At 65.2% G+C, this 23079-nt stretch carries 23 protein-coding genes; 22 read left to right on the plus strand and 1 reads right to left on the minus strand.

Going from position 1 to position 23079, the window contains the following annotated elements; all coding sequences use genetic code 11:
- Positions 1 to 16 precede the first annotated feature (16 nt).
- The 15 genes from trpS (at position 17) to trmB (ending at position 13392) form a co-directional block, all read left to right on the plus strand.
- A complete protein-coding gene (gene trpS, locus AC0WRY_RS00145; protein ID WP_194405123.1) occupies positions 17 to 1069 on the plus strand; it encodes a tryptophan--tRNA ligase in 1053 nt (350 codons plus the stop codon).
- A gap of 94 nt (positions 1070 to 1163) precedes the next feature.
- A complete protein-coding gene (locus AC0WRY_RS00150) occupies positions 1164 to 1658 on the plus strand; it encodes a universal stress protein (protein ID WP_194405124.1) in 495 nt (164 codons plus the stop codon).
- A gap of 193 nt (positions 1659 to 1851) precedes the next feature.
- The gene (locus AC0WRY_RS00155) at positions 1852 to 2421 is read left to right on the plus strand and encodes a NifU family protein (RefSeq protein ID WP_491122524.1); all 570 of its coding nucleotides are present in this window, start codon (positions 1852 to 1854) and stop codon (positions 2419 to 2421) included.
- 88 nt (positions 2422 to 2509) lie between these two features.
- On the plus strand, positions 2510 to 3205 hold the full coding sequence (tsaB, locus tag AC0WRY_RS00160; RefSeq protein ID WP_194405126.1) for a tRNA (adenosine(37)-N6)-threonylcarbamoyltransferase complex dimerization subunit type 1 TsaB: 696 nt from the start codon (positions 2510 to 2512) through the stop codon (positions 3203 to 3205).
- Positions 3202 to 3687: a ribosomal protein S18-alanine N-acetyltransferase gene (gene rimI, locus AC0WRY_RS00165; RefSeq protein ID WP_194405127.1), complete on the plus strand. Its 486-nt coding sequence runs from the start codon at positions 3202 to 3204 to the stop codon at positions 3685 to 3687. The genes tsaB and rimI overlap by 4 nt, the downstream gene beginning before the upstream one ends.
- A gap of 39 nt (positions 3688 to 3726) precedes the next feature.
- Entirely contained in the window at positions 3727 to 4182 is a 456-nt protein-coding gene (locus AC0WRY_RS00170) for a Fur family transcriptional regulator (RefSeq protein ID WP_028133658.1), read from the plus strand.
- Entirely contained in the window at positions 4183 to 4863 is a 681-nt protein-coding gene (locus AC0WRY_RS00175; RefSeq protein WP_491122525.1) for an HAD family hydrolase, read from the plus strand.
- Positions 4864 to 5052: 189 nt separating this feature from the next.
- Positions 5053 to 6447, plus strand: coding sequence for a tRNA (N6-isopentenyl adenosine(37)-C2)-methylthiotransferase MiaB (miaB, locus tag AC0WRY_RS00180; RefSeq protein ID WP_491122526.1), 1395 nt, complete (start codon positions 5053 to 5055; stop codon positions 6445 to 6447).
- A gap of 61 nt (positions 6448 to 6508) precedes the next feature.
- A complete protein-coding gene (locus AC0WRY_RS00185; protein WP_194405130.1) occupies positions 6509 to 7504 on the plus strand; it encodes a PhoH family protein in 996 nt (331 codons plus the stop codon).
- 61 nt (positions 7505 to 7565) lie between these two features.
- On the plus strand, positions 7566 to 8075 hold the full coding sequence (gene ybeY / locus AC0WRY_RS00190) for an rRNA maturation RNase YbeY (RefSeq protein ID WP_211415326.1): 510 nt from the start codon (positions 7566 to 7568) through the stop codon (positions 8073 to 8075).
- Position 8076: 1 nt separating this feature from the next.
- Positions 8077 to 9195: a hemolysin family protein gene (locus AC0WRY_RS00195; RefSeq protein WP_491122527.1), complete on the plus strand. Its 1119-nt coding sequence runs from the start codon at positions 8077 to 8079 to the stop codon at positions 9193 to 9195.
- Positions 9192 to 10805: an apolipoprotein N-acyltransferase gene (lnt, locus tag AC0WRY_RS00200; RefSeq protein ID WP_491122528.1), complete on the plus strand. Its 1614-nt coding sequence runs from the start codon at positions 9192 to 9194 to the stop codon at positions 10803 to 10805. Before AC0WRY_RS00195 ends, lnt begins: the two co-directional genes overlap by 4 nt.
- Before the next feature lie 222 nt (positions 10806 to 11027).
- Positions 11028 to 11441, plus strand: coding sequence for a helix-turn-helix domain-containing protein (locus AC0WRY_RS00205; protein ID WP_028139513.1), 414 nt, complete (start codon positions 11028 to 11030; stop codon positions 11439 to 11441).
- An 86-nt stretch (positions 11442 to 11527) separates the two neighbouring features.
- Positions 11528 to 12685 carry a M20 family metallopeptidase gene (locus AC0WRY_RS00210; RefSeq protein ID WP_194405134.1) on the plus strand — a complete coding sequence of 386 codons (1158 nt, stop codon included), beginning with the start codon at positions 11528 to 11530 and terminating at the stop codon, positions 12683 to 12685.
- Positions 12682 to 13392, plus strand: a complete 711-nt coding sequence (gene trmB / locus AC0WRY_RS00215; protein ID WP_194405135.1) for a tRNA (guanosine(46)-N7)-methyltransferase TrmB — start codon at positions 12682 to 12684, stop codon at positions 13390 to 13392. The genes AC0WRY_RS00210 and trmB overlap by 4 nt, the downstream gene beginning before the upstream one ends.
- Before the next feature lie 72 nt (positions 13393 to 13464).
- On the opposite strand, the gene AC0WRY_RS00220 is transcribed toward trmB, so the two are convergent.
- Positions 13465 to 14547, minus strand: a complete 1083-nt coding sequence (locus AC0WRY_RS00220) for a DUF2336 domain-containing protein (protein WP_212064895.1) — start codon at positions 14545 to 14547, stop codon at positions 13465 to 13467.
- Positions 14548 to 14916: 369 nt separating this feature from the next.
- On the opposite strand from AC0WRY_RS00220, the gene rimP reads away from it, so the two are divergent.
- From rimP to rpsO, 7 genes are all read left to right on the plus strand, one after another.
- A complete protein-coding gene (gene rimP, locus AC0WRY_RS00225) occupies positions 14917 to 15672 on the plus strand; it encodes a ribosome maturation factor RimP (protein WP_194405137.1) in 756 nt (251 codons plus the stop codon).
- 2 nt (positions 15673 to 15674) lie between these two features.
- Positions 15675 to 17285, plus strand: a complete 1611-nt coding sequence (gene nusA / locus AC0WRY_RS00230) for a transcription termination factor NusA (RefSeq protein WP_194405138.1) — start codon at positions 15675 to 15677, stop codon at positions 17283 to 17285.
- A gap of 73 nt (positions 17286 to 17358) precedes the next feature.
- The gene (locus tag AC0WRY_RS00235) at positions 17359 to 18042 is read left to right on the plus strand and encodes an RNA-binding protein (protein ID WP_194405139.1); all 684 of its coding nucleotides are present in this window, start codon (positions 17359 to 17361) and stop codon (positions 18040 to 18042) included.
- 70 nt (positions 18043 to 18112) lie between these two features.
- Positions 18113 to 20812, plus strand: a complete 2700-nt coding sequence (infB, locus tag AC0WRY_RS00240) for a translation initiation factor IF-2 (RefSeq protein WP_194405140.1) — start codon at positions 18113 to 18115, stop codon at positions 20810 to 20812.
- A 155-nt stretch (positions 20813 to 20967) separates the two neighbouring features.
- A complete protein-coding gene (rbfA, locus tag AC0WRY_RS00245) occupies positions 20968 to 21414 on the plus strand; it encodes a 30S ribosome-binding factor RbfA (RefSeq protein ID WP_194405141.1) in 447 nt (148 codons plus the stop codon).
- Positions 21411 to 22544 (plus strand): tRNA pseudouridine(55) synthase TruB, encoded by a 1134-nt coding sequence (gene truB / locus AC0WRY_RS00250; protein ID WP_194405142.1) that lies wholly within the window; start codon positions 21411 to 21413, stop codon positions 22542 to 22544. Before rbfA ends, truB begins: the two co-directional genes overlap by 4 nt.
- 2 nt (positions 22545 to 22546) lie before the next feature.
- Positions 22547 to 22816, plus strand: a complete 270-nt coding sequence (rpsO, locus tag AC0WRY_RS00255) for a 30S ribosomal protein S15 (RefSeq protein WP_018644188.1) — start codon at positions 22547 to 22549, stop codon at positions 22814 to 22816.
- The last annotated feature ends 263 nt before the right edge of the window (positions 22817 to 23079 follow it).

Genomic DNA, 23079 nt, shown 5'->3' on the forward strand with positions numbered 1-23079 from the left:
TATGGGAAAGCTGACCATGCCATTCGTTGAACGGGTCTTTTCGGGCGTCCAGCCCACGGGCAATCTGCACCTCGGCAATTATCTCGGCGCGATCGTCAACTTCGTGAAGATGCAGGAAACCCACAATTGCATCTATTGCGTCGTCGACATGCACGCGATCACGCAGGGCATCGACGTCTGGGGCGGACCGGCCGAGCTCACGCGCAACACCCGCGAGGTCACCGCGGCGTTCATCGCCGCCGGCATCGATCCCAAGAAGCACATCGTGTTCAACCAGAGCCAGGTCTCGGGCCATGCCGAGCTCGCCTGGATCTTCAATTGCGTCGCGCGCATGGGCTGGCTCGGCCGCATGACCCAGTTCAAGGAGAAGGCCGGCAAGGACCGCGAGAACGCCTCGGTCGGGCTGTTCGACTATCCCGTGCTGATGGCCGCCGACATCCTGCTGTACCGCGCCACGCACGTGCCGGTCGGCGAGGACCAGAAGCAGCATCTGGAACTCTCGCGCGACATCGCGCAGAAGTTCAACAACGACTTCGGCGATTCCATCCGCGCGCAGGGCGCCAATGACGGTCTGTTCTTCCCGCTGCCGGAGCCGCTGATCACCGGCCCTGCGACGCGCGTGATGAGCCTGCGCGACGGCACCAAGAAGATGTCGAAGTCCGACGCGTCGGACAATTCGCGCATCAATCTGACCGACGATGCCGACACCATCGCGCAGAAGATCCGCAAGGCGAAGACCGATCCGGAGCCGCTGCCGACGGAAGAAAAGGGCCTGGAAGCGCGCCCCGAAGCCGACAATCTGGTCGGCATCTTCGCCGCGCTCTCCGGCCGCGCCAAGGCCGACGTGCTGCGTGAATTCGGCGCCGGCCAGTTCTCCAGCTTCAAGAACGCGCTGGCGGAGCTGTGCGTGACCAAGCTCGCGCCGATCGCCGGCGAGATGAAGCGCCTCGTCGCCGACCCCGGCCATATCGACGCGATCCTGAACGACGGCTCCGACCGGGCCCGCGCGATTGCCGACGAGACGATGAAACTCTCCAAGGACATCGTCGGCTTCATCCGCCCGCGCTGAAGACGGTCGGCGCTAGAAGCGCCGACTCGCTTCTCCCCTCCCCAAGCTTGCGGGAGTGTGGCAGCATGCCGTCCCTGCACATTCCGGGATAGGCATGACCAGCAAACGACTTTGCTACGAGCCGGGTCACAAGCCCAAATGCCTCGTCATCGTCGATGACACCGCCGAATGGGATCGCGCGGTCTATTATGCCAGCCGCTGGGCGATCCGTGCCGGCGGCGGCGTGGTGATGCTGCGCATCATCGAGCCCGAGCAGCAGAGCCAGGAATGGCTGGGGGTCGCCGACATCATGCGCGCCGAGGCGCAGGAAGCCGCCGAAGCCGCGCTCGACCGCGCCGCGGGCCGCGCCAACGGCATCGCCGCGATCACCCCGGAGCGGGTGATCCGGGAGGGCGTGCCGATGGAACAATTGCTCGCCGTGATCGACGAGGACCCCGACATCGCCATGCTGGTGCTCGCCGCCAATCCCGGCGCGGAAGGGCCGGGACCATTGGTCGCGCTGCTCGCGCATGCGGTGGGGACGTTCCCGATTCCCGTGACCATCATTTCCGGCGCGCTCAGCGACGAAAGCGTGGACTCGCTGTCTTAGGTACCCCTACTGGGATGCGGCCAGGTGTTTGCTCGTCAAGCTCGGCCACGACGCCGCGGAAATTTCGGCACCCTAACCCACTGAAATAACAACGAAACGACCTCGTTTCCCCTTGATCGTGCGTTCCCCGTCGCCATCTGCTAGGGAATAGGGCAACGCGCCGGCCTTGAACCGGCGACGTCTGGAGAAAACCATGTTCATTCAAACCGAAGCCACCCCCAATCCCGCCACGCTGAAGTTCATTCCCGGCCGCGTCGTGACCGACGGCAACCCCATGGAATTTTCGAGCCGCGAAGCCGCTACGCGCTCCCCGCTGGCCGAAAAGCTGTTCGAGGTGCCCGGCGTCACCGGCGTGTTCTATGGATCGGATTTCATCACCGTGACCAAGGCGAGCGGTGAATGGCAGCGGCTCAAGCCCGCGATCCTCGGCGCCATCATGGAGCACTACATGTCCGGCGCGCCGCTGCTCGCCGACGGCGCGGCTGCCGATGATGCCGATCTCGACGACGAGGACGAGTTCTTCGACGAGGCCGATGCCGAGACGGTCGACATGATCAAGGATCTGATCGAGACCCGCGTGCGGCCGGCGGTCGCCAATGACGGCGGCGACATCACCTTCCGCGGCTTCAAGGACGGCATCGTCTATCTCAACATGAAGGGTGCCTGCTCCGGCTGCCCGTCATCGACCGCGACGCTGCAGCACGGCATCCAGAACCTGCTCAAGCACTTCGTGCCCGACGTGGTCGAAGTCCGGCCGATGTGATCGGTCAGCGAATGGCGAGTAGCGAATGGCGAATGGCATTCCGATCGGCTAGACTACTCGCTATTCGCCACTCGCCATTCGCTTTTCCATGCTGATCCTCGCCATCGATACTGCGCTCGACGCCTGCTCCGTGGCCGTGCTCGACACCGAAACGGCCGAGCTGCTTGCGCAAGAGCAGCTTCTGATGAAGCGCGGTCATGCCGAGGCCCTGATGCCGATGATTGCGCGCGTCATGCAGTCGGCCAGTCTCGCCTTCACCTCGCTCGACCGCATCGCGGTCACCGTCGGCCCCGGCAGTTTCACCGGCCTGCGCGTCGGCATTTCGGCGGCGCGCGGCCTGGCGCTTGCGGCCGGGCGCCCGGCGATCGGCCTCACCACCCTGTCGGCCTATGCCGCCACAATCGTCGGCCAGAGCAAATCGGCACCGGTGATCTCCGCGATCGACGCGCGGCACGACCACGTCTATTTCCAGATCGTCGCCGGCGACGGAAGTCAATTGGTCCGGCCGCGCGTCGCGCCGATCGACGAGGCGATCGCGGCCTCGCAATTCGGCGCGCCGCATCTGGTCGGCAATGCCGCAAATATCCTCGCCGAGCGCTGGCCGAAAGATGGCGAGCAGCCGGTCGCGGTCGACGCGCAAGCAGCACCCGATATCGGCTGGGTCGCATGGCTCGGCGCGGCGGCCGATCCCGAGACAAATCCGGCGCGGCCGTTCTACCTGAAGGCACCCGACGCCAAGCCGGCCGCAACTCCGCCGCTCGCAGCACAAGCCGCAACCTCATGATGAGATGGCTGTCGCAGTGGTGGCGCGGCGGCACCGCCGCCGTCGAGCCAGCCTCCGCGCGCGACGCCGCGCGGCTGGCGCAGATGCACGGCGCCTCCTTCGCACATGGCTGGGGCGAAGGCGAATTCGAGACGATGCTCAGTGAGCGCAACACGCTGGTGCACCGCTTGCGCCTCGGCCGCAAGACGATCGGCTTCGCGGTATCCAGGATCGGTGCGGACGAAGCGGAAATCCTCTCGATCGCGGTGGACGAGGCCTATCGCGGCCGCGGCCTCTCCCGCATGCTGCTGATGACCCATCTCGGCCACCTCGCCGGGCGCGGCGTGCGCAGAATATTTCTGGAGGTCGAGGAAAACAACCAGCCGGCGGGGCGGCTCTACGCCGGGTGCGGATTCGTGGTGGTCGGGCGCCGCGAACGCTACTATAAGCAGCCGAACGGGGAACAATTGAACGCCCTTCTGATGCGACGTGACTTGTCGTAACATTGGTGGCAGAAAGCGCCCCCGCCAGGCAGACAAACAATGACCGCTCTGAAACCTTCTTCCGCATCCAAGGCGTCCGGCATCGAGGCGCGCTGTGCCGCTACCGGCATGCGCATGACCGAGCAGCGTCGTGTCATCGCCCGCGTGCTTGCGGAGGCGATCGATCACCCCGATGTCGAAGAACTGTACCGGCGCTGCGTCGCCGTCGACGACAAGATCTCGATCTCGACCGTGTATCGCACCGTCAAGCTGTTCGAGGACGCCGGCATCATCGAGCGCCACGATTTCCGCGAAGGCCGCGCGCGCTACGAGACGATGCGCGACAGCCATCACGATCACCTCATCAATCTGCGCGACGGCAAGGTGATCGAGTTCACTTCGGAAGAGATCGAGAAGCTGCAGGCGGAGATCGCCCGCAAGCTCGGCTACAAGCTGGTCGACCACCGGCTCGAACTCTATTGCGTCCCGCTCGACGACGACAAGCCTACCAACTAAGTGCCCGTCGACCTCATCATCTTCGATTGCGACGGCGTGCTCGTGGACAGCGAGGTGATCTCCTGCCGCGCCCATGCCGACGTGCTGACGCGGCACGGCTATCCGATCAGCTCCGAGCAAGTGCTGGTCCGTTTCCTCGGCGTGTCCGAGAAAGACGCGCGGCGGATGGTGGAGCAGGAAATCGGCCGCAGCCTGCCCGATGATCTGGAGCAGCAGATCAATGCCGCCACGCTGAAATTCTACGCCAGCGACCTGCAGCCGATCACCCATGTCGCCGCAGCGATCGCCGCGATCGATCTGCCCAAATGCGTTGCGTCCAGCGGGACGCCGGAGAAGATCCTTCATGGCCTGACCTGTGCCGGGCTGCATGACCTGCTCGCGCCGCACATCTTTTCGGCGAGCCAGGTCGCACGCGGCAAGCCCGCGCCCGACCTGTTCCTGTTTGCCGCCAAGCAGATGAATGTCGCCCCGGAGCGGTGCCTGGTGATCGAGGACAGCGTCCCCGGGGTCACGGGCGCGCGCGCGGCCGGGATGACCGTGCTGGGCTTTCACGGCGGCAGCCACTGCCCGCCGGGCCATTCCGAAAGGCTGCACGCCGCCGGGGCCGGATTGACGTTCGACGACATGCTGCAACTGCCGGAGCTGGTCCGGAAGGCTGGAGCAAAGGTCTTAACTGGCTGATTTCGTCTTTTTCGTCATTCCGGGGCACGCGCGATGCGCGTGAGCCCGGAATCCAGAGGTTTTGGCGCGAAATTCCGGGCTCGTCCGCTTTGCGGGTTCCCGCAATGACGGTCAGCGGCTCCATTCGCTGGCTTTTCGCCGCTCCAGCCTCTATTTGAAGGCCGTCCTCCACCGCCATTTTCGGGTTCCATGACGCCGCCGCGCAAGCTGCACATCAAATCATATGGCTGCCAGATGAACGTCTACGATGCCCAGCGCATGGTGGACACGCTGGCTCCGGAGGGATTCGTGGAGACGGCGAACGCCGAGGAGGCCGACCTCGTCATCCTCAACACCTGCCATATCCGCGAGAAGGCCTCCGAGAAGGTCTATTCCGAGCTCGGCCGGCTGCGCGTCGCCAAGGACGAGGCCGCGCGCGGGGGACGCGCGATGCAGATCGCCGTTGCCGGCTGCGTGGCGCAGGCCGAGGGCGAGGAGATCGTGCGCCGCGCGCCTGCCGTGGATGTCGTGGTGGGACCGCAGAGCTATCATCATCTGCCGGAGCTCCTGAAGCGCGCCGGCAACGAAGGCCGCGCGATCGAGACCGAATTCCCGGCGCAGGACAAGTTCGGCTTCCTGGCCCAGCCAAAACCCGACGCGATCCGCGCGCGCGGCATTTCCGCGTTCGTCACGGTTCAGGAGGGCTGCGACAAGTTTTGTACGTTCTGCGTCGTGCCGTACACGCGGGGTTCGGAAGTCTCGCGCCCCGTCGCGAAGATCGTCGACGACGTGAAGCGGCTGGCCGACAACGGCGTACGCGAGCTCACGCTGATCGGGCAGAACGTCAACGCCTATCACGGCGAGGGGCCCGACGGAAAAACCTGGCCGCTCGGCCGATTGCTCGAACATCTGGCGACGATCCCCGGCATCGCGCGGCTGCGCTATTCGACCAGCCATCCCCGCGACGTCGACGACAGCCTGATCGCAGCCCATCGCGATCTCGGTGCCCTGATGCCGTTCGTGCACCTGCCGGTGCAGTCGGGCTCGGACCGCATTCTGGCGGCCATGAACCGCAAACATACCGCCGATGATTACCGGCGGGTCATCGACCGTTTCCGCTCCGCGCGCCAAGACATTGCTTTTTCATCAGATTTTATCGTCGGCTTCCCCGGCGAGAGCGAGCAAGATTTTCTCGCCACCCTCGCGCTTGTCACGCAAATCGGCTACGCTGCGGCGTATTCGTTCAAATACTCCGCCCGGCCGGGAACGCCGGCCGCGGATATGCAGGAGACGGTATCCCCCGCCGAGATGGACCAGCGATTGGAGCGGCTCCAGGAACTGATCGACAGCCAGCAATCGGCCTTCAACAAGGCTGCGATTGGCTCAACGGTCGACGTGCTGTTCGAACGCCCGGCGCGCAAAGACGGCCAGATCGTCGGCCGCACCGCATTCCTTCAGCCCGCTCACGTGATGGCCTCGCCCGACATCATCGGGCAGATCCTGCCTGTCAGAATCGACAGCCTCGAGCGCTACAGCTTTCTCGGCGAGCTCGCGATGCCGCGTGGCGCGCGCGAGCCCGTTTTATCGCAAGCCACTGGAGCCTGAACCCTTGCCCAAAAGCGCATCGGATTCGTCTTCGTTCGCTCCCCGCAAATTTGACCGCGACATGCAAGTTCCGCCCGAGACCCAGGTCGTCATCGACTTCGACGACAATCGCGCCGCTTCGGCCCTGGTTGGCCCCTACGGCCAGCATTTGGCCCAGGTCGAGCGGCGGCTTGGCGTGGTCGTCGATTCCAAGGGCAACCACATCACAATCGGCGGCACGCGCGACGGCTGCGACGCCGCTCGCCGCGTGCTCGAGATGCTCTACGCGCAAGCCGTGAAGGGACAGGATCTCGACCAGGGCGAGGTCGAAGGCGCGATCCGCGCCGTGATCGCCCAGGGCTCGCTGTTCGAGTTCGATGCCAAATCGACCAAATCGGCGTTCGACAGCATCAACCTGCGCAAGCGCCCGGTGCGCGCGCGCACCGCCGCGCAGGACTCCTACATCCGCGCGCTGAAGCGCCACGAGCTGGTTTTCGGCATCGGCCCGGCCGGCACCGGCAAGACCTGGCTCGCGGTCGCCCATGCCGCGCAGCTGTTCGAGCGCAAGGAGGTCGACAAGATCATCCTGTCGCGCCCGGCGGTGGAAGCCGGCGAGCGGCTCGGCTTCCTGCCCGGCGATCTCCGCGAGAAGGTCGATCCTTATCTTCGCCCGATCTACGACGCGCTCTACGACCTCATGGATGCGCGCATCGTCGAGCGCGCGCTGCAGACCGGCGAGATCGAGATCGCGCCGCTCGCCTTCATGCGCGGCCGCACCCTCACCAACGCCGCCATCATCCTGGACGAGGCGCAGAACACCACCTCGATGCAGATGAAGATGTTCCTGACCCGTCTGGGCGAGAACAGCCGCATGATCGTGACGGGCGATCCCTCGCAGATCGACCTGCCGAACGGCCAGACCTCGGGCCTCGCCGAAGCGACCCGGCTCCTGGGTGGCGTCGAGGGCATTGCCCAAGTTCATTTCAAAGCCGAGGACGTGATCCGCCACGAACTCGTGGCGCGGATCGTTGCCGCCTACGAAGGTTCGCCGCAGCGGCCGGCCACCGGCCAATCCTGACGAGGCAACAGCTGGACCCCGGAGGGCGCGGACACGGCGCCTGTTCGTCCCAGACAACACAATGTCCCATCCCAACCTTCCCATGACCGAAGTCCTCGTCGTCGCCGATTGCTGGCAGCGCGAGCCCGATTCCGAAGCCGTGATCCAGCGCGCGGTGGCGGCTGCCGCCGAGAGCGTCGACGACGACGTTGCCGACGCCGAAGTGGCCGTGATGCTGACCGATGATGCCGGCATCCGCACCCTCAACAGCAATTGGCGGGGCATCGACAAGCCGACCAACGTGCTGTCGTTTCCCGCACTTCAGCCTGAGGGTGAGTGGAAGCCGGGTGACGCGCCGCGCATGCTCGGCGATATCGCGATCGCCTACGAGACCATGCGGCGCGAGGCGGACGAGGAACAAAAGCCGTTCGACCACCATTTGAGCCATCTCGCGGTGCATGGTTTCCTGCACCTGATCGGCTACGATCACGAGAACGACGGCGACGCCGAGGAGATGGAAGCGCTGGAGACGCAGATCCTGGCTCACCTTGGAATTCCCGATCCCTATGCAGACCGCGCAGGGACGCACTGAGATGCCTGACTCCGACCCTATCCAGGACAACCCGCGCAACACGGCCAATCTGCCGGCCGTGGTGACGCAAGGCGAGGTGATGCGCCCGACCGCCGACGGCTGGCTGTTGCGCGCCATCCGCACGCTGTTCGGCTGGAAGGCGGGATCGGTGCGCGACGACCTCCAGGTCGTGCTCGATGCGACGACGCCCGGCGATTCCGGCTTCTCGGCGGTCGAGCGCACCATGCTGCGCAACATCCTTGGCCTGCACGAGCGGCGCATCGCCGACGTCATGGTGCATCGCGCCGACGTCGTCGCGGTGAAGCGCGACATCCCGCTCGGCGAATTGATGGACCGCTTCGAGAGCGCCGGCCATTCGCGCCTCATGGTCTATAACGAGACGCTCGACGATCCCGTCGGCATCGTCCACATCCGCGACCTGCTCGCCTTCATGACCGCGCGTGCCCGCGTGTCGGAGGCCACCAAGACCAAACGCAAGAAACCGTTGCCGGCCGGGCTCGACCTGCGCGCCGTCGATCTCGCGCTGCCGCTCGAGGACGCACGGATCATCCGCAAGCTGCTCTACGTGCCGCCGTCGATGCGGGCGATCGACCTGCTCGCGCAGATGCAGGCCACGCGCATTCACCTCGCGCTGGTGGTCGACGAATATGGCGGCAGCGACGGGCTGGTTTCGCTCGAGGACATCGTCGAGCAGATCGTCGGCGAGATCGACGACGAGCACGACAGCGACGAGCCGCCGTCGATCGTGCGCCTGCCCGACAACGCCTTCATCGCCGACGCCCGCGCCAGCCTCGACGACGTCCGCACGGTGATCGGCGAGGATTTCGTCACCGGCGAAGCCGGCGAGGAGGTGGAGACGCTGGGCGGCTATCTCGTCAGCTTCGTCGGGCGCCTGCCGGTGCGCGGCGAGGTGATCTCGGGCCCCGGCACTTACGAGGTCGAGGTGCTCGATGCCGATCCGCGCCGCGTCAAGCGGCTGCGCATCTCGACGCGGAAAGAGCGTCCCGCGCCGCGGACCCAGCGCGAGAGAAGCCGCCGCGAGGCCGCGCCGGATAGCGGCCAGCCGCCGGCCAACGATACGCCCAGCCCGCCGCCGAGCGACGGGACCAGCCAACAGTGAGTCCGTTTCAGCGACTTCGACAGATCGCGCTTGCCACCATCCTCGCCTGGGGATGGAAGCGCGCCATCATCGCCATGGCGTGCGGCGCGCTGTCGGTGCTGGCGCTGGCGCCATTCAATGTCTTTCCCATCCTGTTCATCACATTTCCCGTACTGGTCTGGCTGATCGACGGCGCCGGCGCCGGCCGATATAGCGGCGTTCCCGCTGCCGCGCTGACCGGCTACTGGTTCGGGCTCGGCTATTTCGTGCCCGGGCTCTACTGGATCGGCTACGCCTTCTTCGTCGACGCCGATGTGTTCGCCTGGCTAACGCCGTTCGCCGTGCTCGGCCTGCCGGCCTATCTCTCCCTCTTCACGGCCATCGGCTTCGCGCTGGCGCGCCTGCTCTGGACCAAGAACGCCACGCGCGTACTTGCGCTCGCGGCAAGCCTCACGTTGAGCGAATGGTTGCGCGGCCACGCGCTGACCGGCTTCCCCTGGAACGCGTTCGGCTACGCGCTGTCCGAGCCGCTGCCGCTGGCGCAGACGGCCTCGCTGGTCGGCCTTTGGGGCATGACGTTCCTGACGGTTGCGATCTTCGCGAGCCCCGCGACGCTGATCGACCGCACGCCCGATCGCCGCCTGCCATGGCGCGTGCCGGCGGCGGCCATTGCGCTCTTGATTGTCATGAGCATCTTCGGCGCGATCCGCCTGTCGCTGCACCCGACCACGATGGTGTCAGGCGCCAAGCTGCGCCTGATGCAGCCGAACCTCCAGCAGGACGCGAAATTCAACTACGCCGCCAAGCCCGAGGTGATGAAGAAATATTTGGCGCTGTCAGACCGCGCCTCCGGCCCGCAATCGACGGGCGTACGCGATGCCACCATCCTGATCTGGCCGGAATCCGCCTTTCCGTTCTTCCTGACCCGCGAAGCCGACGCGATGGCGCAAATCGCCGACCTCCTGCCGAAAGGCACCGTGCTGATCACGGGCTCGGTCCGCGCGCCCGATCTGCCGCGAGGCACGCCGATCACCCGTGCCTATAATTCGATCTACGTGATCGATCACGACGGCAGCGTGCTGGCCGTGTACGACAAGTTGCATCTGGTGCCGTTTGGAGAATTTCTGCCCTACCAGGGGCTGATGGAGAAGCTCGGCTTCGAGCAACTGACGCGTGTGCGCGGCGGCTTCATTCCCGGCACCGTGCGGCACGCGCTGCCGGTCCCCGGTGCACCATCCGCACTGCCGCTGATCTGTTATGAAGCCATTTTTCCCGGCGAAGTGGCCGGACGCGACGAACGTCCGGGCTGGATCGTGAACCTCACCAATGACGGTTGGTTCGGCATCTCGACCGGCCCCTACCAGCATCTGGAGCAGTCGCGAATGCGCGCGATCGAACTGGGATTGCCGCTGGTCCGCTCCGCCAATACCGGCATCTCCGCAGTGATCGATCCGGTGGGCCGTACCGTTGCGAGCCTCGGTCTCGGAATCGAAGGCATTTTGGATGCAAACCTGCCCGCGGCGATCCCGCCGACCGTCTATGCGCGGGTGGGCGATGCACCTGCGGCCATGTTCGTCGCGCTGGCGGTGATTTTGGCGGTCCGCCGACGTGTCACCAAGCGGCATGGCTGATCGCGCCGTCGCCGCGGAGGTAGCCGGAAACTTTTGACAACCGCGGTCCTACGGTTGACAGACTGCACACGGGCTCCCCATTCTGCACCGGCTGCAAAAGACAGTGGTGCATTGCTAAATTTCTCCGCAATGTTTCCCAATAACAGGGTTTGATTTGACGTTGCTTGCACCTGAGGCACTCCGGTTGATTGCGCTGAAGGTGGTGTTTGGAGGGCTGAGGAAATGTCGAAAGCGCCCAACCCTGTTGACAAATATGTCGGCAGTCGCGTGCGTATGCGCCGCATCATGTTGGGCATGAGTCAGGAAAAGCTCGGTGAAGCTTTGGGCCTGACTTTCCAGCAGATTCAGAAGTACGAGAAGGGCACCAACCGGGTCGGCGCGAGCCGCATCCAGCAGATCGCCGAGATTCTGCAGGTGCCGGTGTCATTCCTGTTCGAGGGCGGTCCGAGCGGCGTGCCTGGGCCGGATGGCTTCGCTGAAGGCGCCTCACCCTCTTACGTATCGGATTTTCTCGCGACCTCCGAAGGCCTGGCCCTGACCAAGGCGTTCACGCGAATCACCGATTCGAAGATGCGCCGCTCGATCGTCGATCTCGTCGAGCAGATTGCGGCTCGCGAAGGTCCCGACAAGCGCTGACGCGCCGCCTCAATGGCGAATTGAGACCGCGTCAAATCTGGCCTATGTCGTCATTTGTGGCCGCGCCTTGGCGTGCGTCCGCTTCGATGATGCGATTCAAAGGCAAAGATGCGCCCATGACCGGCTCCAATTGGTTCGATACTCAAACTATTCTCGATGGCATCCGCCGCTGGGTGGAGATCGAGACACCGACGGAAGCGCCTGAACAGGTCAACGAGCTGATCTCCGTGGTCGCGGAGCAATATCGCGATTGGCCCGTCACGCTCGAGCGCGTCGCCGGCACCGATGGCTGCGGTGATCATCTCCTGGCGCGCTCGAATTGGGGCCAGGACCAGCCCGGCATCCTGGTGTTGAGCCACCTCGACACCGTCCATCCCATGGGATTCATCGAGCGCCTGCCGTTCAAGGTCGAAGGCGACATCGCCTACGGTCCCGGCATCTACGACATGAAGGGCGGCGCCTACATCGCCCATCACGCGTTTGGCGCGCTGTGTGCGACAGCCGATCGCTCGCCGCTCGGCATCACGCATCTGTTCACCTCCGACGAGGAGATCGGCAGCCCGACCTCGCGCGCGCTCATCGAGCGGGAAGGACGCAAGGCCAAATACGTGCTGGTGACGGAGCCGGCGCGGGACGGCGGCAAGATCGTCACGGGGCGCAAGGGCGTCGGACGCTTCCGCGTGTCCATCAAGGGCGTGCCGGCGCATGCCGGCTCGCGGCCCGAAGACGGCCGCAGCGCCGTCCGCGAGCTCGCCAACGTCATCCTGGCGCTGGAAGGGATGAACGACCTCGCGCGTGGCGTCTCCGTCAATGTCGGCGTGGTGCGCGGCGGCACGCGCCCCAACGTCACGCCTGAAGACGCCTATGCCGAAGTCGATCTGCGCGTTGTGAGCCTCAAGGACGCAGACGAGTTCGTCGGCAGGATTCTCGCTCTGACCTCGAGGACCGACGGCGTCACCGTCACCGTCACGGGCGAGCTCAACCGCCCGCCTTACGAGAAAAGCAATGCAGGCGCCTCGCTGTACGAGCATGCGAAGACGCTCGCCGGCGAGATCGGCTTCGAGCTGATCGACACCCACACCGGCGGCGGCTCGGACGGCAATTTCACCGCCCCGCATACCGCGACGCTCGACGGGCTCGGCGTCGACGGCAAGGGCGCGCACACCCATTATGAGCAGCTCTATGTCTCCTCGCTCGCGCCGCGCGCGCGGCTGCTCCATCGCCTGTATCAGACGCTGCGATGAGCGAGCGCAGATCAGACCCCGATCGCGAGGACAGCGAGCGCGCCTTCTTTGGGCGCCGCAAGGGCCACAAGCTCAGACAGCACCAGGCCGAGCTGGTCGATCACCTGCTGCCGCATCTTGCGCTCGACATCCAAAGTGAGACGCCGGCAGACGCAAGCGAGATCTTTGGCCCCGAGACCGAAGATGTGCGGCTCGAGATCGGCTTCGGCGGCGGTGAGCATCTCGCGGCCGAGGCACAGAAATTCCCCACGACCGGCCTCATCGGCTGCGAGCCCTATGTCAACGGCATGGCGAAGATCCTCGCGCAGATCGAGGCCGCCAATATCGGCAACATCCGCCTGTTCGCGGGCGATGCCGCCGAGCTGCTGGCCTGGCTGCCCAAGGCATCGCTGTCGCGGATCGACCTGATCCATCCCGACCCCTGGCCGAAACGGCGGCACTGGAAACGGCGCTTCGTCCAGGACAGGACGATCGCCGCGATGGCGCGCGTGCTCAGGAGCGGCGGCGAATTCCGCTTCGTCTGCGATATCGACGATTACTGCGCCTGGACGCTGTCGCACCTTGCGCGTTCACAGGACTTCGTCTGGCTTGCCGAACGCGCCGACGATTTCAGGCAGCCATGGGCGGGCTACACCATGACGCGCTACGGCCGCAAGGCCGCGCGCGAAGGACGCAAGGCGGCTTATTTGCGGTTCAGGCGGGTGTAGACTTTTCGCGCGGTACTTCCGCTGTCGTCATGCCCGGGCTTGTCCCGGCCATGACGAAGACTGTTCGGAATCTCAAATCGTCTGCCGGTTGCGCCAGAAATTCACGACGCGCTCGGCGGTCGTCGGCATCAGGCGCGTGAAGTTGACGCGTGCAGCCTCGATGTCGGCGTCGGCCGGCGTGCGTTGCGGACCGTACCAGAGCAGGATGAGCGCGCGCACCGTGGGCCAGCCCAGATTCAGCACGCGGCCGACGATGAGGATCGGATCGTAGCGGTCGCCGGCGATCAGGCGGTCGAGAACCGAGAGGCGAACGCCGGACATCGCCGACAGCGAGGCGATCGATTCCTCGTATTTGTGCGCCTTGGCAAAGCCGAGCAGCGCGCTCTCGCCGAGATGGCCGTCACGATGCAAGGCGAGCACCGTGCGCTGGGCCGCAGAGAAATCGCGCCGCGGCCCCGGCGGCAGCTTGGCATCCTCGATCGCCGCCATCGCACGCTTGATCTCGACCTGGCGCGCGGGGTTGACCACGCTGGAGAGGCGCCGGCGGATGACGTCGAGCGTGCCGTCGAGAAGCTCTTTCAGGTGCTCACCCGAGAGGTCGTTGCGCTGGCCGATCTTGAGCGTCAGCACGCCGTCCTGCGACGCGCGCTTGATCATCTCGGAATAGCTGCTCGGCGAGAACACCGCACCGGCATTGCCGGCGGCGCGGCGCACCACGTCGCGATCACCGCGCTCGACCAGCACGTCGGTGATCTCGGCCGACAATACCGGGCGCTCCGTCATCGCCAGCAGATGGCCCTGGCCCTTCAGCCGCGCGATCTCGACCAGAGCGGAATCATCGAGCACCGGCGAGCGGCGCAGCACGGGGCCGGCCACCATGATCTCGTTTTCGCGCGCGAGTTGATTGACCAGATGCGGCGGCGCATTGTTCAGGTGCGAGAAGCGCTCGGCGAGGTCGGCGCGCGAGGCAAGCTCCGCATGCGGGACGAGATCGATCAGCAGGTTGTCGAAGAGATCGATCAGCTCGGGACGAAGATTGGCGGAATCCTGGAAGAACAATTCGGAGATGGCGCGCGCGATTTCGCCGCGCCGCCGCGGATCGCCGCGTTTGACGATATCGTCCAGTCCGGGAATGAGCGACGTGGCAACGGTCATGAAACAACTCGATCAGGGCACGCCGCGGGTGCGCCCTTGGTCGAAGCCGCCCCACAATCAGGGAATTTAGCCGCCCGAGGTGAAAGAAGCGTTAGGCCCGGGACGGCGCGAACGACGGCGCGAATCGGGCGTAAAAAGCCTCGTCTGGCCCGCGATGGGCCTTGTCCGGGGGGATCAAAAGCGCTATATCAGCGCCAATTCATCTTCTCATACGATCCGCGTAGTGAGAGTGGGCCCGAAAGGACCCGCTCTTTTTTATTACCTGAACGCGGCTTGGCGGAAGATGCGGCCCGACGTTTGTCGGGAGAGTTCCGAAGCGGGCTTTGGAATCGTAACCAAGCCTTAACCATCGAGCGCCTGACCCTGGACATGACCGAACCGACCCCTGGTTCCACGGATGCCGAATTGCTGGCCGAGCCGAGACTCGTCGTCGAGCCCGGTGTGGCGGCACGGGTGTCCGCGGTCGCAGCACCGGTGCTCGAGGGAATGGGCTACCGCCTGGTGCGGATCCGAATTTCCGGCGAGGCCGGCTGCACCGTGCAGATCATGGCCGAGCGGCCGGACGGCTCGATGCAGCTCGAAGATTGCGAGGCGATCTCCCGTGCGCTGTCGCCCGTGCTCGATGTCGCCGACCCCATCGATCGCGCCTACCGGCTGGAAATCTCCTCGCCGGGGATCGACCGTCCGCTGGTCCGCCGCTCCGATTTCGAGCGCTATTCCGGCCATCTGGTGAAGATCGACATGGCGGTCGCACATGAGGGACGCAAGCGGTTCCGCGGCACGCTCGGTGCCGTCGAAGGCGACCGCGTGCACCTGCGTCGCGACGACGTCAAGGCGGGCGCCGAGGCCGAGGTGCTCCTGACCATGGAGGATATCGGCGAGGCCCGGCTGGTGCTGACCGACGAGTTGATTGCGGAATCGATGCGCCGCGGCAAGGCCGAGGAGCGCCAGATGCGCAGGAATCTCGGACTGGAGCCGCCGGCTGCGCCGCACGCGGAGATCAGCGCGAAGATCACCAAGAACACCAAGCCGAAAAAGAAACCGGCCCCGACCAACACCAAGAAACATCGCCTTGCCGCCGAACGCGCGCGGCGCGGCGACATCGATCCTGACCAAGGAGACTAGCCATGGCAGTCAGCGCCAATCGACTTGAATTGCTCCAGATCGCCGACGCCGTTGCACGCGAGAAATCGATCGACCGCGGCATCGTCATCGCGGCGATGGAGGACGCCATCGCCAAGGCGGCGCGCGCACGTTACGGCAGCGAGACTGACGTTCACGCCGAGATCGACCCGAAGAAGGGCGAGCTGCGGCTGTCGCGCCACATGCTGGTGGTCGAGAAGGTCGAAAACCATTCCAACCAGATCTCGCTGGTGGACGCGCAGCGCGCCAATCCCGGCGCCCAGGTCGGCGACACCATCGCCGACACCCTGCCGCCGCTGGAATATGGCCGCATCGCCGCGCAATCGGCCAAGCAGGTCATCGTGCAGAAGGTGCGCGAGGCCGAGCGCGACCGGCAATACCAAGAATTCAAGGACCGCATCGGCGACATCGTCAACGGCGTCGTCAAGCGCGTCGAATATGGCAGCGTGATTGTCGATCTCGGCCGCGGCGAGGCCATCATCCGCCGCGACGAGATGCTGCCGCGCGAAGTGTTCCGCAACGGCGACCGCGTCCGCGCCTACATCTTCGACGTCCGCCGCGAGACGAGAGGCCCGCAGATCTTCCTCTCGCGCACCCATCCGCAGTTCATGGCAAAGCTGTTCGCGCAGGAAGTGCCGGAGATCTATGACGGCATCGTCGAGATCAAGGCGGTGGCCCGCGATCCGGGCTCGCGCGCCAAAATCGGCGTGATTTCCCGCGATTCCTCGGTCGATCCGGTCGGCGCCTGCGTCGGCATGCGCGGCTCGCGCGTGCAGGCCGTGGTGAATGAATTGCAGGGCGAGAAGATCGACATCATTCCCTGGTCGCCCGACATCGCGACCTTCGTGGTCAACGCGCTGGCGCCGGCCGAAGTGTCCAAGGTCGTCATCGACGAAGATCGCGAGCGCATCGAGGTCGTCGTGCCCGATACCAACAACCAGCTTTCGCTGGCGATCGGCCGCCGCGGCCAGAACGTGCGTCTGGCCTCGCAGCTCACCGGCTGGGATATCGACATCCTGACCGAGCAGGAGGAATCGGAGCGCCGTCAGGCCGGCTTCGAGAACGCCACCCGCGTCTTCATGGAAACGCTCAACGTCGACGAGGTTGTCGGCCAGCTCTTGGCGACCGAAGGCTTCACCGCGGTCGAGGAAGTGGCCATGGTGGATCTCAGGGAACTCGCTAGCATCGAGGGTTTCGACGAAGAGACCGCGCAGGAGCTGCAGAGCCGCGCCCGCGAATATCTCGAACAGCAGGACGCCGAGATCGAGGCCAGGCGCAAGGAGCTCGGTGTCGAGGACGCGGTCAAGGACGTGCCCGGCGTCACCTCCAAGATGCTGGTGAAGTTCGGCGAGAACGACATCAAGACGGTCGAAGACCTCGCCGGCTGCGCCACCGACGATCTGGTCGGCTGGACCGAGCGCAAGGAAGGCGGCGAGCAGACCAAATTCCCGGGTGCCCTCGACGGCATCGATATCTCCCGCGACGATGCTGAAGCGATGATCATGCAGGCCCGCGTCAAGGCCGGCTGGATCACCGAGGCCGATCTCGCCAAGCCCGCTGAAGAGGCCGAGGCGACCGAAGATCAGCCGGCCTGAGGCGTTTTCGGCAAAGTGGAGACCGGCCTTGCGTAAACACACGACTTAGAAGGCGAAGGAGGATGTCGCCCGGATGCTCGCCAATATGGACAGCGAACTCGACAATGGACCGCGGACCGAAAGGTCCGCGACCATGCGGATGTGCGCTGTCAGTCGGCAGGTCCGGCCGATCGACGAGCTGATCCGCTTCGTCATTTCGCCGCAGGGCGACGTCGTTCCAGATCTCAAGCGCAAGCTGCCCGGACGCGGCATGTGGCTGACGGCCTCCCGCGGGGTGGTTGCGGAAGCGGTGCGGCGTCACCAATTTACCAAGGCCTTCAAGCGCGAGCTGCGCATCCCCCAGACGCTTCCTGCCGACATCGAGGCACTCCTGGTTCGGAGCGTGTCGGAAGCCCTTGGGATCGCCGCCAAGGCGGGCCAGGTCGTGGCCGGCTTCGGCAAGGTCGAAAGCGGCCTTCGGGAAGGCACGGTCGAGGTCCTGATCCACGCCAGCGACGGGGCCGCGGACGGAATCCGCAAATTAGACATGCTGGCACGTCAAAATGCCGGAAATCGCGGCTCCAAGCCGCCGATTCCCGTCGTCACCGCACTGAAATCGGTAGAATTGGATTTGGCACTGACCCGGTCAAATGTGATACATGCTGCCCTGCTCGCGGGCCCGGCGAGCAAGTCATTCCTGTCACGTAGCCAGATGCTGGTCCGATACCGGATGGCGGACGATGACAAGACTGCCGAAAAGCACGGCCAGGATTTCTGAGAGACAACGACGACCCGATTGGACGGTGCGGCAACGCACAACACTGATAAATCAGGATTAGGACTGCTGAATGGTTGATACCAAGACCCCTGGCGACAAGAAGCTGAGCGTTCCGAGCAAGACGCTATCGCTCAAGCCGCGCGTCGAAACGGGCACCGTGCGCCAGAGCTTCAGCCATGGCCGCAGCAAGCAGGTCGTGGTCGAGAAGCGCGGCAAGCGCCGTATCGACGGCACGCCCGAGCCGCAGGCTGCCGAGGTGGCGAAGCCCGCACCGGCCGCACCCGCGCCCGCTCCGTCGCGCCCTGCGCCGCCGCGCAACGCCGGCTCCGGCGTGGTGCTGCGCACGCTGACCGAGGACGAACGCTCCGCCCGCGCCAGCGCGCTGGCCGATGCCAAGGTGCGCGAAGTCGAAGAGCGCCGCCAGGCCGAGGAAGAGGCCCAGCGCCGCGCGGTCCGCGAGGCCGCCGAACGCGCCGAGCGCGAGGCCGCCGAATCCCGCCGCAAGGCCGAGGAAGAGCGCCACCGTCACGAGGACGAGGCCAAGCGCAAGGCCGAGACCGAGGCCAAGAAGCGCTTTGGCGAAGGCGAGCAACCCTCCGCTCCGCGCCCCGCAAGTGCGGCCCCGGCCGCTCCTGCGCCGCGTTCCGGCGCGCCCGCTTCACGTCCCGGCACCACGACCACGGCACGCCCGGGAACGACGACGGCTCGCCCCGGAACCAGCACGCAACGGCCGGCTGGCGGACCTTTGGGTCGCGCGCCCGCGGTCGCGGCCGGACCCGACGAGGACGATGGTCCGCGCCAGATCCGTCGTGGTCCCGGCGGCGCCGCACGTCCCGTGGTGGCTCCCAAACCGACCCACAAGCCCGGCCCGCAGAAGGAGCGTGGCCGCCTCACCGTCGTCACGGCGCTCAATGCCGACGAAGTGCGCGAGCGTTCGATCGCCTCGTTCCGCCGCCGCACCCAGCGCCTGAAGGGCCACGCCTCGAACGAGCCCAAGGAAAAGCTCATTCGCGAGGTGACCATTCCGGAAGCGATCACCATCCAGGAGCTCGCCAACCGCATGGCCGAGCGCGCGGTCGACGTCATCCGCATGCTGATGAAGCAGGGCGCGATGCACAAGATCACCGACGTGATCGATGCCGACACCGCGCAGCTGATCGCCGAAGAGCTCGGACACACCGTCAAGCGCGTCGCCGCGTCCGACGTCGAAGAGGGACTGTTCGACGTCACCGACGATTCCACCGACACCGAGACGCGCTCGCCCGTGGTGACCGTGATGGGTCACGTCGACCACGGCAAAACCTCGCTGCTCGATGCGCTCCGTCACGCCAACGTGGTCTCCGGCGAGGCCGGCGGCATCACTCAGCATATCGGCGCCTATCAGGTCACCTCGCCCGAGAGCGGCAAGAAGATCACCTTCATCGACACGCCCGGCCACGCCGCGTTCACCGCGATGCGCGCCCGCGGCGCCAAGGTCACCGACATCGTCGTGTTGGTGGTTGCGGCCGATGACGGCGTGATGCCGCAGACGGTCGAAGCCATCAACCACGCCAAGGCGGCGCGGGTGCCGATCATCGTTGCCATCAACAAGATCGACAAGCCCGACGCCAAGCCCGAGCGCGTGCGCACCGAGCTGCTGCAGCACGAGGTGCAGGTCGAATCGTTCGGCGGCGACGTCGTCGACGTCGAAGTGTCCGCCAAGAACAAGACCAATCTCGACAAGCTGCTCGAGATGATCGCGCTCCAGGCCGACATCCTCGACCTCAAGACCAATTCGGAACGTCCGGCCGAAGGCACCGTGATCGAAGCCAAGCTCGATCGCGGCCGTGGTCCGGTCGCCACCGTGCTGGTCCAGCGCGGCACGCTCCGGGTCGGCGACATCATCGTCGCGGGCGCAGAGATGGGCCGCGTCCGCGCGCTGATCTCTGATCAGGGCGAGACCGTGCAGGAAGCAGGTCCCTCGGTGCCGGTCGAAGTGCTCGGCTTCAACGGTCCGCCGGAAGCCGGCGATCGTCTCGCCGTGGTCGAGAACGAAGCCCGCGCCCGTCAGGTCACGAGCTACCGCGCGCACCAGAAGCGCGAGAACGCGGCTGCCTCGATCTCCGGCATGCGCGGCTCGCTCGAGCAGATGATGTCGCAATTGAAGACGGCGGGCCGCAAGGAATTCCCGCTGATCATCAAGGCCGACGTGCAGGGCTCGCTGGAAGCGATCCTCGGCTCGCTGGAGAAGCTCGGCACCGACGAAGTCGCAGCCCGCATCCTGCATGCCGGCGTCGGCGGCATCTCGGAATCCGACGTGACGCTGGCCGAAGGCTTCAACGCCGCGATCATCGGCTTCTCGGTTCGTGCCAACAAGGAGGCCGCTGCGGCCGCCAAGCGCAACGGCATCGAGATCCGCTACTACAACATCATCTACGATCTCGTGGACGACGTGAAGAAGGCGATGAGCGGCCTGCTCGCGCCGACCTTGCGCGAAACCATGCTCGGCAACGCCTCGATCCTGGAGATCTTCAACATCTCCAAGGTCGGCAAGGTTGCCGGCTGCCGCGTCACCGACGGCACCGTGGAACGCGGCGCCAATGTGCGCCTGATCCGCGACAACGTCGTCGTGCACGAGGGCAAGCTGTCGACGCTGAAGCGCTTCAAGGACGAAGTGAAGGAAGTCCAGTCCGGTCAGGAATGCGGCATGGCCTTCGAGAACTACCACGACATGCGCGCAGGCGACGTCATCGAGTGTTATCGCGTGGAGACGATCCAGCGCTCCCTGTAAGTCCAAATCTTACCGAAGCGTTCGGATCATTTTGAACTGAAATTGCGGGAGTGCGATGGCCGGATTTTTTCCGGCCATCCACCCCTCTTCGTTTCAACAGTACAAATGGCAATGCCCGTGGCTCGAGCGCGGGCATGACGAGGTGATTTTCGAGAATGCCACGCCATCATCAGAAAAAGAGTTCCGCACCCGGCGGAGGCTCGCAACGCCAGTTGCGCGTCGGCGAGCAGGTTCGCCACGCGATGGCCGATATTCTGGCGCAAGGCAATGTGCATGATGCCGACCTCGAAGGTCACATCATCACCGTGCCGGAGGTGCGGATGTCGCCCGACCTGAAGCTCGCGACCGTCTACGTGATGCCGCTCGGTGGCCGCGACACCGGGATCGTCATCGCTGCGCTCGAACGCAACAAGAAGTTCCTGCGCGGCGAAGTCGCGCGGCGCGTTAACCTGAAATTTGCACCCGACCTTCGCTTCCGCGTCGACGAGCGATTCGACGAAGCGGAACGGATCGAGAAGCTTTTGCGAACGCCTGCGGTGCAGAAGGATCTCGAACAGGATTTGGAACAGGATCCGGAGACGGATCGGGAAGAAGAACGATGACGATGGACCCGGCTCACGACACGATCAGCGGCGAACAGGCCGATCAGCGCGACGTGCAGAAAAATAATTTCGCGGACAATAATTTCGCGGACATGGGCGGCAATTCGGAGCCGCATCAGGAGCCGCGCCGCGTCAACAACGATCCGCGCGCCAGGCAGCAGAAGGGCAACCAGGTTCGCCGCGACCGGCGTGACGTCCACGGCTGGGTCGTGCTCGACAAGCCGATCGGCATGACCTCGACGCAGGCGGTCGCAGTGCTCAAGCGCCTGTTCAACGCCAAGCGCGCCGGACATGCCGGCACGCTCGATCCGCTCGCTTCGGGGGGCTTGCCGATCGCGCTCGGTGAGGCCACCAAGACCGTTCCTTTCGTCATGGACGGCCGCAAGCGCTACCAGTTTACGGTGTGCTGGGGTGAGGAGCGCGACACTGACGACATCGAGGGCCGGGCGACCGCGACCTCCGACCAGCGTCCGACCCGGGAGGCCATCCTAGCCCTGCTGCCCCGCTTCACCGGGGTGATCGAGCAGATCCCGCCGCGCTATTCCGCGATCAAGGTCCAGGGCGAGCGCGCCTATGACCTCGCCCGCGACGGCGAAGTCGTGGAGCTGGCTCCCCGCCCGGTCGAGATTCACCATTTAACCCTTTTGGATCAACCGGATAACGACCACGCCGTGTTCGAGGCCGAATGCGGCAAGGGCACCTATGTCCGCGCGCTGGCCCGCGATATGGGCCGGATTCTCGGCACTTACGGCCATATCTGCGCGCTCAGGCGGACCCTGGTCGGCCCATTTGGCGAAAACGACATGATTCCGCTGGATCAGCTGGAGGCTTTGTGCGATAGAGCCGCGTCCGGCGAGGGTAGCCTCGCGGACGCGCTTATGCCCGTTGAGACCGCGCTGGACGACATCCCGGCACTGGCCGTCACTCGGGCTGATGCGGCAAGGCTCCATCGGGGTCAGGCCGTTTTGTTGCGCGGACGGGATGCGCCCACTTGTAGCGGCACAGTCTATGTCACGGTGGCAGGCCGTCTTTTGGCGCTTGCTGAAGTTGGCAATGGCGAAATCATCCCCAAGCGTGTGTTCAACCTGACCGGCCTGACTGCCAGCCCCGGTCGCAACGAGAGAAATTGACGATGTCGATTGCCGCAGAACGCAAAGCGGAAGTCATCAAGACCAATGCCACCAAGGCCGGCGACACCGGCTCGCCCGAGGTTCAGGTCGCGATCCTGTCGGAACGCATCAACAACCTCACCAACCATTTCAAGACCCACGTGAAGGACAACCATTCGCGTCGTGGCCTCTTGAAGCTGGTCTCGACCCGCCGCTCGCTCCTCGACTATCTCAAGAAGAGGGACGAGGCGCGCTACAAGGCGCTGCTCGAGAAGCACAATATTCGTCGTTAAGAGTTCTTGCGCGCGCCCAACGGCGCGCGTTTTCGCGCGTGATTTCGACGAAAGCGTTTGTTTAAAGGTTTTTGATCGAGGCTGCGTGCACGTCGGATGCGGGCCGTTGATGGCCAGCATCCGGGGCATGATGGGCGAAGACCGAAGGTTCGGTGTTCGCATTCGTGCCGACTGACAGTCCAGCAGCAATCCGGCGGCTGGGCACAACGGGCAAGGCGCCCGTATGACCCGAAAGGATGGACGCCATCCGAAATCCGAAAACC

It is taken from the genome of Bradyrhizobium sp. T-12 (assembly GCF_058314695.1).